Below are 16939 nucleotides of genomic sequence, written 5' to 3' on the forward strand. Positions count from 1 at the left end.
GCCCGCATCGTCTGGAAGGTTGATAAATGGCCAAAACTCGCGTACATGACCTCGCCAAGGAGTACGGCATGAGCAGCAAGGAGATGCTCGGCCACCTCCGCGAGATGAAGATCCCCGCAAAGTCCGCCTCCTCCACCCTGGAGGACGCCTACGTCTCCATCGTCCGCAAGAAGCTGAAGCCGATCCTCGAGGCCCGCGCCCAGGAGATCGAGGCCCAGAAGAGGGCCGAGGAGGAGGCCAAGGCCAAGGAGGAGGCCGAGGCCAAGGCCAAGGCCGAGGCCGAGCGCCTCGAGGCCGAGAAGCGCCGCGAGGCCGAGCGCGCCGAGGAGGAGCGCAAGCGCGCAGCCGCCGAGGCCGCGCGCAAGAAGGCCGAGGAGGAGCGCGCAGCCGAGGAGAAGCGTGCCGCCGAGGAGGCCGAGCGCAACCGCGTCCGCGACAACGCCCCCAAGTCCGTGCCGTCCTTCACGAGCCTGCTCGAGCAGATCGCCCAGCAGGACAAGATCATGAAGGAGCGCGCCGAGGAGGAGAAGCGCGCGAAGGAGCGCGCCAAGGAGGAGGCCCGCGAGGCCCGCTCCGGCGACAGGCGCTCCCGCTCTCAGCGGGGCGAGGGCGAAGGCGACGACTCCCGCCACGGCAGGCGCGGCGGCGCCGATCGCTCCGGCGCACGCGGCGCGGCTGAGGCGCCCTCCGAGCGCGACGCGGCCGGGCGCGGCCACGGCCACGGCCACAAGGGCTCCCGTCGCTCCGGCGAGGGCGAGGACCGCTACAGCCGCATGGCGCGCGAGGCGGAGGAGTACAACCGCGAGCGCGTGCTCGCCGACGCCCGCGAGGCCGTGAAGGAGGCCACCGAGGAGTCCGCCGGCCGCAGGCGCAAGCGCAAGGAGCGCCGCAAGAAGCAGCAGGCGGAGGCCGCGCAGGAGGCCCGCATCGAGAAGGCCATCGCCAACGACCAGGACCTCTCGCAGCTCGACACCATCAAGGTGCCGCAGGGCTCGACGGTCGCAGAGCTCGCCGACCTCCTCAAGGTCCCCGCGAACGACATCATCAAGCGCCTGTTCCTTCTCGGCACGCCGCTCACGATGACCCAGTCCATGTCCGACGACCTCATCGAGCTCGTCGCCGACGACCTGCACCGCGACGTCAAGATCATGACCAAGGAGGAGGAGAACTCCTTCTCCTTCTACGACGACCCCAAGGACCTGAAGCCCCGTCCGCCCGTCGTCACCGTCATGGGCCACGTCGACCACGGCAAGACGTCGCTGCTCGACGCGATCCGCCACACGGGCGTCGCCGAGGGCGAGGCCGGCGGCATCACGCAGGCCATCGGCGCCTCGCAGGTCAAGATCAACGGCCGCGTCATCACCTTCATCGACACGCCCGGCCACGAGACCTTCACCGCCATGCGCGCCCGCGGCGCCAAGGTGACCGACATCGTCATCCTGATCGTTGCTGCCGACGACGGCGTCATGCCGCAGACCATCGAGTCGATCAACCACGCCAAGGCGGCAAACGTGCCCATCATCGTCGCCGTCAACAAGATCGACAAGCCCGGCGCAGACCCCACGCGCGTCCGTCAGGAGCTGACCGAGTACGGCATCATCCCCGAGGAGTGGGGCGGCGAGAACATCTTCTGCGACATCTCCGCCAAGAAGCACCTCGGCATCGACAACCTGCTCGAGTCCGTCCTCCTCGAGGCCGACGTCCTGGAGCTCAAGGCCAACCCGGACACCTTCGCCTCCGGCTTCGTGCTCGAGGCCAAGCTCGACCGCGGCCGCGGCTCGGTCGCGACCGTCCTCGTCAACCGCGGCACCCTGCACGTGGGCGACGCCGTCGTGGCGGGCACGAGCTACGGCCACGTCCGCGCCATGCTCAACCCCAAGGGCCAGAACGTCAAGGAGGCCAGGCCCTCCGACCCCGTCGAGATCCTCGGCCTGGCGAGCGTCCCTATGGCCGGCGACGAGTTCCGCGTCTTCACGGACGACCGCGACGCGCGCGAGCTTGCCGAGTCCCGCGCCCTCAAGGCCCGCATCGAGGAGCAGAACAAGGTCAAGCACGTGACCCTCGAGAACCTCTTCGCGACCATGGAGGACCAGGAGGTCAAGGAGCTCAACCTCATCATCAAGGCGGACGTCCAGGGCTCGATCGAGGCCCTCGTGGACTCGCTCAACAAGATGGACCAGTCCGAGGTCAGGATCAACGTGATCCACTCCGCGGTCGGCGCCATCACCGAGACCGACGTCATCCTCGCCGACGCCTCCAACGCCATCATCATCGGCTTCGGCGTGCGCCCGGAGGCCAAGGCCCGCGCGGCCGCCGAGCGCGACGGCGTGGAGATCCGCACCTACTCCGTCATCTACAAGGCCATCGAGGACATCGACGCCGCCCGCATCGGCATGCTCAAGCCGACCGAGCAGGAGGTCCAGACCGCCACGATCGAGGTCCGCAACACCTTCAAGGTCCCCAAGGTCGGCATGGCCGCCGGCTGCATGGTCCAGGAGGGCGAGGTCTCCCGCGACGACCTGTGCAGGCTCGTCCGCGACGGCATCGTGGTCTACGAGGGCAAGATCGCCTCGCTCAGGCGCTACAAGGACGACGTCAAGAGCGTCAAGGCCGGCTTCGAGTGCGGCATCGGCCTCGAGAACTTCCAGGACATCCACATCGGCGACGTGATCGAGTCCTACAAGATCGAGCAGGTCGCCCGTACCGAGTAGGTGGTCCAGATGAAGCAGAACCGCAACTCGCGCCGCGTGAACGAGCAGGCGCGCGAGAAGCTCGCCAGCATCCTCCTGTTCGAGGTCGCCGACCCCGAGCTCGCCCTTGTCACCCTGACGGGGGTGGAGGTGTCGGTGGACAAGTCGGTCCTCCGGGCCTACGTGAGCTGCGAGAGCGACCGCTACGAGTCGGTCTCCCAGGCGCTCGAGCGCGCCAAGGGCAGGATCCGCTCCCTGCTCGGTCACGCGCTCGGGTGGCGCGTGACGCCGGAGCTGATCTTCCAGATCGACACGACGGCCGACGAGGCGGAGCGCATCACGCGCGCTCTCCAGAACGTCCCGCCGACCATCGGCGTGGAGAAGGACGAGAACGGCTACCCCGTCGCCGCCGGCGACGGGGCGGGCGCAGCCGAGGACAGCGGGGCTGCTGCGGCCGGTGGCGCCGACGACGCGCCGGACGGCGCCGCAGGCAGCGCCTGCGCGCCCGCAGCCGAGTAGGCCGAAGAGGACTAGGAGCATGGCGAGGGACATGGCGGAAGACAGGGCTCAGACACAGGGGGCGCCCCAAGGCGACGTCGAGGGGCTCGAGGAGCAGGAGCGCGGGTTCGCCCGGATCGCCGCCCTCGTCGAGGGGGCGGGGGAGGTCGCGATCTGCGCGCACACCTCCCCGGACGGCGACGCGCTCGGCTCGGGGCTGGCGCTCGCGCTCGCGATCAGGGAGCGCTGGCCCGAGAAGCAGGTGGTCAACCTGCTCGCCGACGACGCGCCGGTGCCCAGGATCTACCGGTTCCTGCCGGGCTCCGACGGCTTCGTGAGGGCGAGCGAGTACGACCGCGTCCCCGACCTGTTCGTGGTCGTGGACCTCTCCGCCCTCTCGCGCCTCAACAACGCGCGGCCCATCTGCGAGGCTGCCCCGCACGTGGCCATCATCGACCACCACCCCTGCGAGGAGCCCTTCGGCGACGCCTACGTGATCCGCCCCGAGGCGGCCGCGGCCGGCGTCATCGTCACGGAGTTCGTCCGCTTCCTCGGCGTGGAGGTCACCCCCGACATGGCGCAGTGCCTCTTCTGCGCCATCTCCACGGACACGGGCCGCTTCCAGTACCAGAACGCCGACGCCGAGGCCTTCCGCGTGGCGAGCGGGCTGGTGGAGGCGGGCGCCAACCCCGCGCTCGTCTCGCTCAACGTCTACCAGAGCTTCCGCCTGCAGTACCTGCACCTTGAGTCGCTGGTGCTGGGGCGCATCGTGACCTTCGAGAAGGGCAGGATCGCCTATAGCTACGCGACGGCGAGCGACTTCGAGCGCACGGGCGCGGACCTCGACGAGTCCGACGGCCTCATTGACGACGTCCGCAGCGTCGCCGGCTCCGAGGTCGCGCTCTTCCTCAAGGAGGTGCCTGGCGGGCGCGTGAGGGGCAACCTCCGCTCCAAGGGAGAGCTCGACGTGGCCCAGGTGGCGCAGCGCGTCGGCGGTGGCGGGCACAAGGCGGCCGCCGGCTTCACCATCGAGGGCGACGTGGACGAGGCCTTCTCGACCGTCATGCCGATGCTGACCGAGCTCGTCGAGGGCGCGGCTTCGGAGGGGGAGGCCGAGTGAGGAGGGGCAAGAGCGGGCTCAACCTGCTCCTGGGGGTCGACAAGCCCCTGGGGATGACCAGCCACGACGTGGTGATGCGCGTGAGGCGCTCGCTCGGCGAGGGCAGGGTCGGCCATGCCGGCACCCTCGACCCTGCCGCCTCCGGCGTCATGGTCGTGGGCGTGGGCCAGGGGACCAGGCTCATGGGCCTGCTCACGGCGGAGGAGAAGACCTACGTCGCCGAGGTCTCCTTCGGCGTGGAGACCGACACGGACGACGCCGAGGGGCGCCCCGTCCGCGAGGCCCCGGTGCCGGCCGAGCTGGCCGACCGCGCCTTCGCGGAGCGCACCGTGGCGTCGCTCGTGGGCAGGCACAGCCAGGTGCCGCCCGCCTACTCCGCGATCTCCGTCAACGGCAAGCGCGCCTACGCGCTCGCTCGCTCCGGCAAGGAGGTCGAGCTCGAGCCGCGCGAGATCGAGGTCTTCTCCGCACAGCTCGTCGCCGTGGCTCCCGCCGAGTGGACGGTCGCGCTTCGGGTCTCCAAGGGCACCTACGTGCGCGCCATCGCGCGCGACCTGGGCCGCGCCCTCGGCACGGCGGCCCACCTCTCCAACCTCCGCAGGACCTCGTCGGGACGCGTGGACCTCACGCGCTGCCTCACGCTGGAGGAGGTCGACGCCCTCGGCGCCGCGCGCGTCTCCGAGCGCTGCCTCGACCCCGCCGCCATGCTCGGCCTGCCGTACCGCGAGCTCGTGGGCAAGGAGCCCACGGACGTCGCCTGCGGCCGGCGCATCGAGGTCGGGCGCGTGCTCGGCTGCGACCGCGCCGAGGAGGTCGCGCTGCCGGAGGGCGGCCGCGTCGCACTGTGCCGCGCGGACCGGCTCATGGGCGTCTGGAGGCGTCGCGGCGGCATGCTCTGCTGCGACGTCAACTTCCCCGACGGCGTCGAGGGGGTGCGCTGATGGCAGATCCGGCAGAGAAGGACCCGTGCCCCGCGGCCGCGGCCGATAAGGGCCCGCGCGCCGCGACCGCCCCGGCCGCCACCGCGGCGGGCCGCGCCCCGGAGCTGCCGCTCGACGAGGCCGGCGCCCGCCGCCTCGTGCGCGACTCCCTCTTCTGGGGCGTGCGCGGCGAGGAGCGCGAGCTCGCCGGGGCCGTCGTGGAGGCGAGGCCGGGGGTGCGCCTCGAGCGGGGCCAGCGCACGGTCGTCGCGATCGGCGCCTTCGACGGGCTGCACCTGGGGCACCGCGCCCTTGTCGCCGCCGCCGCCGCAGACGCCCGGCGCCGCGGCGTGCCCTGCGTCGCCGTCACCTTCGACCCGGACCCGGCCGAGGTCCTGGGCGCGCCCGCGCCCAACGAGCGCCTGCTCTCCTGCGCTGACCGCGCCCGCGGCCTGCTCGCGCTCGGCGCCGACGCCGTCGTGCGCTTCCGCTTCGACGCCGCGCTCGCGGCCACCGGGATCGAGGAGTTCGTGCGCGACCGGCTCTGCGCGATCGCCGCGCCCGTCTCCGTGCACGTGGGGACCAACTTCAGCTTCGGGCGCGGCGGCGAGGGGACGCCCTCCTCGCTCGCCGGGCTCGGCCGCGCCTACGGCTTCGAGGTCCTCCCGCACGACCTCGTGCCCTCCGGCGGTAGTCCCATCTCGGCGACCAGGGTGCGCGGCCTTCTGGCCGCCGGCTCGCTCGAGGAGGCCAACGTCCTTCTCGGCCGGTGCCACTTCGTGCGCGGGGTGGTGGAGCACGGCAGGGGGGAGGGCCGCGCCTTCGGCTTCCCCACGGCCAACGTCGTCTCGGACCCCCTGGACGCGCTGCCCCGCGAGGGCGTCTACGCGTGCTACCTGGTCTCCGGCGCGAGCGCGTGGCCGGCGGCGACCAACGTCGGGGCCCCGCCGACCTTCTCGGCGCCCAAGCCCGCGTTCATGGAGGCGAACCTCATAGGGTTCTCGGGCAACCTCTACGGGCGCTCGGTGCGCGTGGTCTTCGTGCGGCGCCTGCGCGACTCGCGGCGGTTCGACTCGACCGACGAGCTCAGGCGCGTGGTCCTTGGGAACATAGAGTGGGTGCAGCGGAACTTGGGCGGGTCAGGCCTGGAGGTGTGAAGTGATCAGCGACGAGGACAGGGAGAAGGTACGCCAGGCGACTGACATCCTTGCGCTCGTGAGCGAGACGGTGGAGCTGCGGCAGCGCGGCGCCTCCGACTTCTGGGGCTGCTGCCCCTTCCACCACGAGAAGTCCCCGTCGTTCCACGTCAACACCCAGACCGGCCTGTGGAAGTGCTTCGGCTGCGGCGCGGGCGGCGACGTCTTCGACTACGTCATGAAGCGCGAGAGCCTCGACTTCCCCGACGCGATCCGCTACCTGGCCGAGCGCGACGGGATCGAGCTCTCCGAGGAGCGCGGCCCCAACCACAGGGGCCCCCGGCGCAACCGCCTGCTCGAGTGCCTGGGCGAGGCGGAGTCGTTCTACTCCACCATGCTGCTGCGCGGCCGCGGCGCCGGCCCCGACGCAGGCAGGCGCTACCTGGGCGGCAGGGGCTTCGGCTCGACGGTCTGCCGGAGCTGGCACCTGGGCTTCGCGCCGGGGCGCGGCACGCTCGTGGCGCACCTCAGGTCCAAGGGGTTCTCCACCCAGGAGATGCTCGCCTGCGACCTCGCCGTGATGCGCGACGGCCGCCCCTCCGACCGCTTCTACGACCGCGTGATGTTCCCGATTCACGACGAGCAGGGGCGCACGATCGCGTTCGGCGGGCGCGTCCTGACCGACGCCAAGCCCAAGTACCTCAACACCAAGGAGACGAGCGTCTTCCACAAGGGCAAGCACCTCTTCGCGTTCGACCGCGCCAAGGAGTCGATCGCGGCCAGGGGCACGGCCATCGTCTCGGAGGGCTACACCGACGTCATCTCCCTGCACGAGGCCGGCTACACCAACGCGGTCGCCGCGCTGGGCACGTCCTTCTCCCTCGACCACGTGCGCACGCTCTCGCGCTTCGCCAAGCGGATCGTCTGCATGTTCGACGGCGACGCCGCCGGCCAGCGCGCGGCCGAGCGCGCGATCCAGTTCATCGACAAGACCGAGGCGGACCTGCGCTGCGTCGTGCTGCCAGACGACCAGGACCCCGCCGAGTTCCTCTCGACCCACCAGCCCGAGGAGCTCGGGCCCATCCTCGAGTCTGCGCGCCCGCTCATGGACTTCGTGTTCGAGAAGCGCCTCGAGGGCTACGACCTCGCCTCGCCGGGCAGGCGCGTGGCCGCCCTGCAGGAGATGGCCAAGCTGCTCGCGCCGCTCAAGACCTCCTTCGTGCTCGACGGCTACGCGACGCAGCTCGCCGACGCCCTGGGCATGGACGTGGCCGAGACCAAGCGCGTCATCCGTGAGACCCCGGCCCCGAGGTTCCAGGGCGAGGAGGACGTGCGCCCCGCGCCCTCACGCGCCGCGCGCGCGGGGTCGCGCGGGCAGCGCGGGGGCGCCGGCGCGCGCGGCGGGCAGGCGCCGTACGCGGGTCGCGGGGCGGGTGCCGGCCGCGGGGCGGGCCCGGCGCCGTACGCCGGCCCAGGGCAGGCGTCGTACGCGGAGCCGTATCCGGGCTTCGACGAGGAGCCCGGCTCGGAGTACGTGACCGACTACGTGCCAGCCGAGGCGGAGGGCGACCTCGCCGCGGGCGGAGCCTGGGACGGCCGCTCCGGCGGAGCCTGGGGAGGAGGTCCTTCTCGCCCGCAGGCGGTTGCGCTCTCGGCCGACGAGCGCAGGCAGGTGGCGGCGGAGCGCGAGCTCCTGGGCATGATGGCCGCCTATCCCGACCAGCTCAGACCCTACGCGGAGAGGATCGCGACCTTCTCGTGGACCGACGAGCGCCACGAGGGCATCGCGTGGGCGATCCTGGCGACGCCGGAGGGCACCGCGCCCGCCGAGGTCGTCGCGGCGGCCACCGCCGTCGTGCCCGAGGCCCCCAGGATCCTGGCCTCGGGGGAGCTGGCCGGCCAGGAGGGGATGTCCTTCTCCGACAAGGTGGCGTTCGTGCTGGACACGATGGAGCTGTGCTCGACCAGGCGCAAGATCCGCCAGATTCGCGCCAGGCTGCGCTCACAGGAGGGCGCCGGCCTGGGCGACGACGCCAAGCGGCTGTTCGAGGAGGCCACCGAGATGCAGCGGCATGCGAACGAATTGTCGAGACGGCTTTCTGACGTTGAGAACCGCTGAGTTTGGGTAACATATCGACGTATTTCTTTCGAAAGGAAATCAGTGGCTGCAAACAAATCCAAGAATGACGTCCAGCTCTCCGCGGAGCTGGACAAAGTCGTGTCCAACCTCGAGAAGAAGGCCGCCAAGGCGGGCGGCGTGCTGACCGAGGACGACATCCAGGCCGCCGTCAAGGACATCGACATCGACTCCGAGGAGCTCTCCGACCTCTACGACGCGGTGAGGGCCAAGGGGGTCGACATCTCCTCCTCCGGCGAGGAGGTCGGCGACGACGACACCGACTTGGATGACGACCTCGGCTCGGACGAGGACGACTACGACGACGATGACGACGATGACGACGAGAACTCCGGCGTCGTGAACGAGACCAAGGAGGTCCGCGAGGCCCTCCGGTCCACGTCGACCAAGCCGCACACCTCCAAGAAGCGCTCCTCGCGCGCCCGCGCGCGTCGCACGGACGCCTCCACCGTCATGCTGACCGGCGACCCGGTGCGCATGTACCTGAAGGAGATCGGCAAGGTCGACCTGCTCACCGCCTCCGAGGAGGTCCACCTCGCGATGAAGATCGAGGCGGGCACCGAGGCGACGCAGAAGCTGGAGGCCGCGGAGAACGGCGACATCGAGCTGACCCGCGCCGAGCAGCGCCGCCTCATGCGCATCGAACAGGTGGGCCTCGAGGCCAAGCAGGCGCTGATCAGCGCCAACCTGCGCCTCGTCGTCTCCATCGCCAAGCGCTACGTGGGGCGCGGCATGCTGTTCCTCGACCTCATCCAGGAGGGCAACCTCGGCCTCATCCGCGCGGTCGAGAAGTTCGACTACACCAAGGGCTTCAAGTTCTCCACCTACGCCACCTGGTGGATCCGCCAGGCCATCACGCGCGCGATCGCCGACCAGGCGCGCACCATCCGCATCCCGGTGCACATGGTCGAGACGATCAACAAGCTCGTTCGCGTCCAGCGCCAGCTGCTCCAGGACCTCGGGCGCGACCCGACCCCGGAGGAGATCGGCGCCGAGATGGGCATGAGCGCCGACCGCGTGCGCGAGATCCAGAAAATCAGCCAGGAGCCCGTCTCCCTGGAGACGCCGATCGGCGAGGAGGAGGACTCCCAGCTCGGCGACTTCATCGAGGACTCCACGGCGGTGGCCCCGCCCGAGGCGGCCTCGGACTCGATGCTGCGCGAGCAGCTCGACCAGGTGCTCGACGGCCTGGCCGACCGCGAGCGCAAGGTCATCAAGTTCCGCTTTGGCCTGGAGGACGGCCATCCCCGCACGCTCGAGGAGGTCGGCCGCGAGTTCGGCGTCACGCGCGAGCGCATCCGCCAGATCGAGAGCAAGACCCTGGTGAAGCTGCGCCACCCCAGCCGCTCCGGCAGGCTTAAGGACTACATGGAGGAGTAGGGCGACCCGCGTTACCGCAGGTAGATGCCTCGTTACCAGATACTGAGTCCCAACCGGTCCCAAGTGCCGCCCACGCCGGGCGGCACTTGCGCTACTCATCCCACCTATGGGGTCAGCTTCTCGGCCGGCAAGCACTCCTCGGCCGGCAAGCACGTCTCGGCCGGCACGTACTGCACACGAGAAGGCTCCCGCGCGAGCAGCGCGAGGGCCTTCTCGCTCGTTTATCGGCCGGACGCCCCGCAGACACGCGGTTCCAACGCCGCCTGCAGGTGCCGAATTACGCACGACTGAGTTTGGGTTTGTGGATTTGCAGGCATTTTAGGAACCTTAAAGCCAATCGTGCGTAATTACGTTTCAGCACTCTGCTTCAGCACCCGGGGCTGATTCGCCGTGGGGGCGCCGTCGGAGCGGGGCGCGGCGGCACCTCGCCCGTGGCATCTGCTGGCCCGGACGTCGCCCCGACCGCAGGTCCTACTCGACCAGCGTGATGAGGTAGAGCTGCGGGTAGTCGACGCCGTCCGCGGCACCGTCGGCCGAGTCCGCGCCGCTGGCGGGCGCCTGCTCCCGCCGCGCCTCGAAGTCTTCGTAGCGCTCGACGAAGTCATCGACCGGTGCGACGGTGTAGGCGTGCGCCTGGGTCGTGCCGTCGGAGAGCTCCGCCGTCACGCGGAGGCGCGACTGCGCCAGCATCGTCGCGAACTCCTGCATGCACAGCGCAATGAGCCTGTGCCACTTGGCGTCGAGGTCGGCTCCGGGGTCCATCCCGCGCATCTCGTCGGAGAGCGACGTGATCTCGTCGGTGGCCGGGAACCACGCGACGACCTTGCGCGTGAGGTAGTAGGGAAGGAGCTCGTCATCGCCCTGCTCGTCGTAGTCGACCGAGAACTGCGTGTTCTGGTGGTAGGGCACCTCCTCGCCGAAGCCGACATCCTGGTGGCTCTCCTGCACGAACGCCAGCGCCCGCTGCTGACCGCCGCCGGCCTCTGCGTCGGCGTAGCCGTCCAGCAGCTCGAACGTGAGCCTGCGGATGCCGGCGCCGGTGCAGCTCAGGTCCATGTCGCAGGCCACCATCCACCGGCGGTCTTCGCCTTCGGAGACGGACCCGCCGCTGCCGAGGCCGGCGAGCACGGAGCTGCCGTCGCCCTGCGGCAGGCCGTTCGCATAGGCGCGCAGCGCGAACCCGTCCTTCGCGGCCCCCGCGACGTCGCCGCCGCGCCGGTAGACGGAGCCGATGGCGAAGACGGCGCCGGCGCTGGCCGCGCCGACGGCCAGCCTGATCAACCCGCGCCTGGTCAGGGGGTGCGGCCCGGGACGGCGCGACCGCGCGCCCGTAGCCGCCTGTGCGCCCGTAGCCGCCTGCTCGGACTCTTCCGCGCTCCCGCCCGAAGGCTGCCCGACGCGCCCGTCACGGATGGCGCGCGCCGCCCTCAGGACCGAGTCCTGCGCGCGCCGGGGGAGCCGCACGTCCCGCCCGAGCCTGGCGAACTCCTGCACCTCGCTCGCCACGGGGTCGCCTGCGAGCGCGTCCTTCTCGCCCGTGCGGTCCTCGCCCGCGCGCCCTTCCAGCGCGTCCTTCTCGCCCGTGCGGTCCCTGCGCGTGTCACTCATATGCGTATCCATCCTCGTAGCCCTCCCTCTCCAGCATCTTGCGGAGGCGCAGCCGCGCCCTATGCAGCTTGGTGCGAACCGTAGCCGGACGCACGCCCATGATCTGCGCGATCTGGTCGCACCTGTACCCCTCGACGTAGAACAGCACCAGCGCCGCGCGCTGGTCGCTGGGCAGCCGCGCGACCGCCGACCACACGGGGGTGCGCTCCAGCCGGCGAACCAGCACGTCGGCGGGGTCCTCGGCAAGAGCGCCGGGCCGGCCGGCGGCTGCTTCGGCACCGTCGGCGCCACCGACGCAGCCGGCGCCGGAGCGCGCCGCCACGTCGAGGTCCCGCTCCCCGTCCAGGGTGGAGACGCTCCGCCTCCAGAAGCCGCGGTACAGCTCGTGGCAGCGGTTGATGGTCACCCGCAGCAGCCACGCCTTTAGGTGCTCGTCGCTCTCGAATCGCGTCGTGCTGCAGAAGAGCCGCACGAACACGTCCTGCGCCACGTCCTGAGCGTCCTGCTCGGAGCGGGTCTGGCTGAGCGCGACCAGGTAGACCGACCCGCCGAAGCGCTCCATCGCGCTGACGAGGAACTCCTCCGATCGCAGCGGCGCGCCCTTGCCCCTTGCTTCGTTGCCCATGGCTCCCTCCTCTCTGCCCATAACATGCGGCCGGGGCACGAATGTTCCCGGGTATTGTGGCCGGTCGGGGAGAAGGACGCGCGGCCCGGGCGTCAGCTGCTTCGCCGCAGCCCGTACCGGTTCCGTGGCCCGCACCGGTTCCGTTGCCCACGCCGCCTCGCCGGTGGTCGTCAGGTTGCCGAGAGCCTCCTGCGCGGCGAGCGCGAGGGAGATGTCGCCGTCTGTCGCGAGGATGGCGACGGGCTCGGCGGCCTTGTCGCGGCAGCAGGTCGCCGTGGACTTGAGGACCTTGCCGTCGTCGGTCCTGGAGAGGTGGGCGAGCCGGTCATCCCGGCGCGCCGGGTCTGCCTCGGGCGCCCTGGGCAAGACGGCGGGAGGGCCGCCGCCCGCGTGCCGACCGGAGACGTGGGCCTTCTCGATAGCGACGATCGTCGCGCGGGGGCCGGCGGGGAGTGGCGGCAGCGCGCCCGATGCCCCCCGTACGGCCGCATCCGCCTCTCCCGCCACGCTGGGGGCGGGCGGTCCTTCTCCCATATTGTTGCGCAACGATATCTCCGGCGCGCCCGGTATCTTGGGGCAAGCGATGGGCGCGACGCGAGGCGTCGCGCGAAGGCGGCGCGGACGGAGGGGAAACGATGGTTGCGAAGGGCATGTCAAGGCGGGAGTTCCTCGAGGCTGGGGCGGCGTTGGGAGGCTCCCTCGCGGCGGCGGCTATCGCCCCGCGGACCGCCCTCGCCGAGGGGCCGGCGTCCGCAGGCCAGGCCTCCGCAGGCCAGGCGCCCGCGGCGTCCGCAGGCCAGGCCTCCGCAGGCCAGGCGCCCGCGGCGTCCGGTGGCGATACGTACGTGACGGGCGTGGGCCCGACCGGCGACCAGACGACCCTCTACGCGGCCTGCGCGCTCTCCTCGTGGGGGTTCGTTGACGCGAGGGGGGAGTGGACCATCGATCCGCAGTTCTTGTTCTCCGAGCTGGAAAGCCGCGTCTCGCCCTACGACAACCTGTACTACAGCAACCTCCTCGGCAGGGTCCCGGGCGTCTTTGACTCCGGGCTGCTGCCCGTCAACGGCTTCTCCCATGGGGACATGGGGAGCAGGTACTACATCAACAAGGCGGGGGAGGTGGTGGTCGGGAGGCTGGCTGACGCCTACGAGCTCAGCGAGGGCCTCGCGGCCTGCCGATTCGCGACTGGGGGCGACTACGTCTGGCGCTTCGTCGACGAGCGCGGCGCCACCGTGATCGACGACCTCAAGGTCGCGTATGCCCCCGGCTCGCAGCCGCTCCTGACCTGCTTCAGCGGCGGGCGCGCGTTCCTGGGCAACGACGAGGGCAAGTGGGCCTGCATCGACGCCACCGGCTCCTGGGCGCTGCGCTCGGCCGAGGACGCCTCCGCGCCCTACGTATACGACGCGCCCATCGCCTTCGTCGACGGCCGCGGGCTCGACCGCTCGACCTGCGAGGTCATCGACGCCGACGGCAACAGGCTGGGGGCGATCGACCGCGGGACCGCGCGGGCGGACGAACTCGGCCGCGACCTCCGCGGCGGGCGCTACTACTTCGACGGGGCCGTGTACGACGAGACGGGCGCCAAGGTCGCGGACGGCATCTCTGACGCCGGGTTCTTCTCCGACGGGGTCTGCCCGGCGGAGTCCGGAGGCTGGTGGGGCCTGCTCAACGCGGATGGGAGCTGGGCCGTCTCCCCGTGCTACCAGCAGGTCAACAACGTCTCCAACGGGCTCGCGTTCGCGATGGACCCCACGACCGGCCTCTTCGGCTACGCCGACCTAAGCGGGGACTGGGTGGTCCCGCCCCGCTACAGGGGCTTCTCCAAGGAGACGCTCGCGGAGACGACGCCCAGCGGCGTCTCCGCCTTCACGGTGGACGGACTCGCGCTCGTCATGGCGGTCGGGTCGTGGTGGGACCCCAAGAACGCCTCCAACAGGGAGGGTTGGATCGACCGGTCAGGCAACTGGCTGGCGTCCTGGCAGGGTCCCAACTACGAGGGGGAGTAGGCCCGGGTTGTGGCGTGGGCAGCGGGTCATGGCAGGCGGATTCGAAGGAGGGCCAAAGATGGTTGCAAGGGATAAGGACGTGGAGGTTCGGTGCACGGCCGGGACGCGCACGGCCGGGACGCACGCAGCCGGGCAGCGCACGGCCGGGACGCGCACGTGCGAGCGGTGCGCAGCCGCGTTTGACGTGAGCCGGCGCGGAATGCTCGGGCTGCTCGCCGGCATGACGGGCCTGGGGGCGCTCCTGCAGCTGGGCGGGTGCTCTTCGGGCGCGGGCGTCGCCCAGCCGAGCGGCGACTCGGCCGCACGGGAAGGCTCGTCCGAGGATGCGTCTGCGCCCGCGAAGGAGGAGCTCGAGGTCGGCGAGGACCAGCTCAAGGAGGACTGCAAGAGGGCCGCCCTCGACGGGGCGTCGCTCGCTGCTGACGCCTACCTCGCCAGGGGCTACAAGGACCTCGCGCTCAAGGGCGTCGAGGACGTGTCCGAGCAGGTGGACGGCACCGCGCTGACCGCGCGCTTTACCGCCGTGTGCTCGACGGGCGAGGTGGAGCTGCGGCGCGGCATGGTTGCAACCTACGAGGGAGGGGCCGGCTCCTGGGAGTACAAGGACGCGAGCGTCGCCACGGAAAGGTTCAGGGCGGTCGCCGGGATAGACCAGGACCCGCTCGGGCGCTTCGGGTCCGGCGCGAGCGTGGCGTTCGACGAGGCTGCCCAGACGTGCAGGGTAGAGGTCGAGCCCAAGGAGCAGTGGTTCGAGAAGATCGAGGGTCCCTACGTCCTCCGGTATGCCTTCGGGACCGACCGGTGGTGGTTCGAGGGCGCCGACACGAGCGCCGCGAAGGTCTCCTTCGAGAACCTGCTGGGCGAGTACGTCGACCCGGACAACAAGGACCTCAAGGACGACGGCTGCAAGCTCGAGGTGACCGACGTCGCGGATGACGGCACCGTGACGGCGCACCTCACGGTCCACGACGTCGACGGGGGCAGCTCTCTGTTCGGCATCGCGCCCACGGACAGGTCCGACACGGCGACCATGACCGGGAAGATGTACTACCTCGTCACCGCGGACGGGACCCACCGCGTCGGGGGCCTGCTACAGGGCAAGGGCGACAAGAGCGGGAGGGACTTCGCCTGGTCCTTCCGGGCGGACAGCAAGGTGACCTCCGGGCACGGTTACACGAAGGTGCTGAAGGTCGCCTCGGCGGAGGGGTCGCCCCTGCCCTCGGACGGCCTGCTCGAGGTGCCCGAGGCCCAGAGCGCGACGAGCCGGTAGGCGCCGGGTCCGCGGTATCCGCCAATATAAAGAAATAAATGAAACCGAGCAATTCCACTTATCCCGACAATTCTTAAAGAAATTGTCGGGATAAAGCGATTTGAGGGGGTAGCAAATCGCTTTATCAGAACAAATTTTCGAGAAATTGTCAGGAAAAAGCGATTTGCGCAAGAAGCGGCCGCGCCAGCACGTTCCGCCGCCACGGCCCAGATGCCATGGAGCGGATAAGGACGGCTGATGGGCGTCGACTCGTGCTGCATGCTCCTCTCGGCCGTCCACGAGGTCGGCGGGGAAGAGCGCCTGCACCTGCTGATGCTCGATGACGCGATTCTCGCCCGCGCCAAGCCGTACTAGTCCGACGCCGGGGTGGCGCCCAAGGCCGGGGCGGCGCCCACAGCCGGGGCGGCGCCCGCAGCCGGGGTGGCGCCAGCGTCGACCGTCGCACGCGCCTAGCGGAGTTTCCGCAGGTGGCAACCCCTGTTTTGGCGTGCGGGAAGAAATTTCAAATTCCCGCTTGCATCTCGGGACTGCATCCATATAATAATTACTCGTGCGACGGAGACGGCGCACTCACCGATTCCCCGGTGGCGCAGTGGTAGCGCAGCTGACTGTTAATCAGCCTGTCGCAGGTTCGAACCCTGCCCGGGGAGCCAGAATTATTCACCCCAGGTGGCCTGAGCCACCTGGGGTGTTTGCTAATTTCTCGACTCGAACGAAGGGTGGTCGCGGCATGGACGTCCAGGAAGCGATGAACGTCGTTCTCGACACGATGAAGGCGGCAGGCGAGCCGCTGAACGCGGGCAAGGTCGCCGAGAGGAGCGGGCTCGACCGCAAGCTCGTCGACAAGGCGATGGCCGCCCTCAAGAAGTCCGGTGCGATCGTGTCACCCGTGCGCTGCAAGTGGGAGCCGGCCGAGTAGGGGCGCTGCAAGGCGTGCCCACCAAGAGGAGTGCGATGCCTCCGGACGGAGGCATCGCGTCCGTCGAGAAGGACCGCGTGCCCCGCGAACGGTCCTAGCCCCGGCCCCAGCCCCGGGTTCAAGGACCTTCCTCGCGGGGCCTGCCTGCGGACGCGGATGGCTCCGCCAGGCCCCTGCTTGCAAACGTGCACGGCGGCGGGTTCGTGGGCGGCGACGCGGACGTGCTCGACGCCCAGAGTGGGCGCATCTCTGACGAGGCGGGGTTCGTGGTGCCTGCCGTCGACTAGACGAAGGCGGACGTCGAGCCGGTCGCGTTCGGGGTGGCCGAGACCTGCGACTTCATCGAGTCGAACAACCCCGAGGGGAGGGGCGTCGCGGCTGGCGACGCCGGTGCCGATGCGAGCGACGCCGGCGCCGCGGCAGATCGAGGCCTGGGTGGCTGCGAGGCAGCCGCCCGTCGCCCGGGTCGTCGTTTTCGGTACGCGTCCCTAGAATTACGCACGACGGTGGATTGAATTTGTAAGCGCAACACTGCATTCCGAAGCGCAACGTTTGCATCAAGTCCTGCAGAATGCGGCGGAAGCGTTGCGGCAAGGCGTGCAATTCGGCCTTCCGGAGGGCCCTGGG

At 70.5% G+C, this 16939-nt stretch carries 12 protein-coding genes and 1 tRNA gene; 11 read left to right on the top strand and 2 right to left on the bottom strand.

The annotated features are described in order from the left end of the window. The first annotated feature begins 26 nt into the window (after positions 1 to 26). Genes infB through rpoD form a run of 7 tightly spaced genes read left to right on the top strand, consistent with a single transcriptional unit; the run spans position 27 to position 9881 of the window. The gene (gene infB / locus VXJ25_RS09040) at positions 27 to 2711 is read left to right on the top strand and encodes a translation initiation factor IF-2 (RefSeq protein WP_330958890.1); all 2685 of its coding nucleotides are present in this window, start codon (positions 27 to 29) and stop codon (positions 2709 to 2711) included. A 9-nt stretch (positions 2712 to 2720) separates the two neighbouring features. Next, positions 2721 to 3209 carry a 30S ribosome-binding factor RbfA gene (gene rbfA / locus VXJ25_RS09045; RefSeq protein ID WP_330958891.1) on the top strand — a complete coding sequence of 163 codons (489 nt, stop codon included), beginning with the start codon at positions 2721 to 2723 and terminating at the stop codon, positions 3207 to 3209. Between the two features lie 31 nt (positions 3210 to 3240). Next, positions 3241 to 4308 carry a DHH family phosphoesterase gene (locus VXJ25_RS09050; RefSeq protein WP_330958892.1) on the top strand — a complete coding sequence of 356 codons (1068 nt, stop codon included), beginning with the start codon at positions 3241 to 3243 and terminating at the stop codon, positions 4306 to 4308. Then, positions 4305 to 5249 (top strand): tRNA pseudouridine(55) synthase TruB, encoded by a 945-nt coding sequence (gene truB / locus VXJ25_RS09055; protein WP_330958893.1) that lies wholly within the window; start codon positions 4305 to 4307, stop codon positions 5247 to 5249. The genes VXJ25_RS09050 and truB overlap by 4 nt, the downstream gene beginning before the upstream one ends. After that, positions 5249 to 6385 (top strand): riboflavin kinase, encoded by a 1137-nt coding sequence (locus tag VXJ25_RS09060; RefSeq protein WP_330958894.1) that lies wholly within the window; start codon positions 5249 to 5251, stop codon positions 6383 to 6385. The genes truB and VXJ25_RS09060 overlap by 1 nt, the downstream gene beginning before the upstream one ends. 1 nt (position 6386) lies before the next feature. Next, entirely contained in the window at positions 6387 to 8483 is a 2097-nt protein-coding gene (gene dnaG, locus VXJ25_RS09065; RefSeq protein WP_330958895.1) for a DNA primase, read from the top strand. 42 nt (positions 8484 to 8525) lie between these two features. Beyond that, a complete protein-coding gene (gene rpoD / locus VXJ25_RS09070) occupies positions 8526 to 9881 on the top strand; it encodes an RNA polymerase sigma factor RpoD (protein ID WP_330958896.1) in 1356 nt (451 codons plus the stop codon). Positions 9882 to 10352: 471 nt separating this feature from the next. Here rpoD and VXJ25_RS09075 read toward each other — a convergent pair whose 3' ends face one another. Continuing rightward, entirely contained in the window at positions 10353 to 11489 is a 1137-nt protein-coding gene (locus VXJ25_RS09075; RefSeq protein ID WP_330958897.1) for a hypothetical protein, read from the bottom strand. Further along, positions 11482 to 12648 carry a sigma-70 family RNA polymerase sigma factor gene (locus tag VXJ25_RS09080; RefSeq protein WP_330958898.1) on the bottom strand — a complete coding sequence of 389 codons (1167 nt, stop codon included), beginning with the start codon at positions 12646 to 12648 and terminating at the stop codon, positions 11482 to 11484. Before VXJ25_RS09080 ends, VXJ25_RS09075 begins: the two co-directional genes overlap by 8 nt. Before the next feature lie 116 nt (positions 12649 to 12764). Between VXJ25_RS09080 and VXJ25_RS09085 the strand changes: the two genes are divergently transcribed. The 4 genes from VXJ25_RS09085 (at position 12765) to VXJ25_RS09100 (ending at position 16312) form a co-directional block, all read left to right on the top strand. Continuing rightward, positions 12765 to 14123 (top strand): WG repeat-containing protein, encoded by a 1359-nt coding sequence (locus VXJ25_RS09085; RefSeq protein WP_330958899.1) that lies wholly within the window; start codon positions 12765 to 12767, stop codon positions 14121 to 14123. A 58-nt stretch (positions 14124 to 14181) separates the two neighbouring features. Further along, positions 14182 to 15393, top strand: a complete 1212-nt coding sequence (locus VXJ25_RS09090) for a hypothetical protein (RefSeq protein WP_330958900.1) — start codon at positions 14182 to 14184, stop codon at positions 15391 to 15393. A gap of 578 nt (positions 15394 to 15971) precedes the next feature. Then, positions 15972 to 16046 (top strand) — tRNA-Asn (locus VXJ25_RS09095). Positions 16047 to 16123: 77 nt separating this feature from the next. Further along, positions 16124 to 16312, top strand: coding sequence for a hypothetical protein (locus VXJ25_RS09100; protein WP_330958901.1), 189 nt, complete (start codon positions 16124 to 16126; stop codon positions 16310 to 16312). The last annotated feature ends 627 nt before the right edge of the window (positions 16313 to 16939 follow it).

It is taken from the genome of Olsenella absiana, assembly GCF_036408855.1.
Taxonomy (GTDB): Bacteria; Actinomycetota; Coriobacteriia; order Coriobacteriales; family Atopobiaceae; genus Olsenella_K; species Olsenella_K absiana.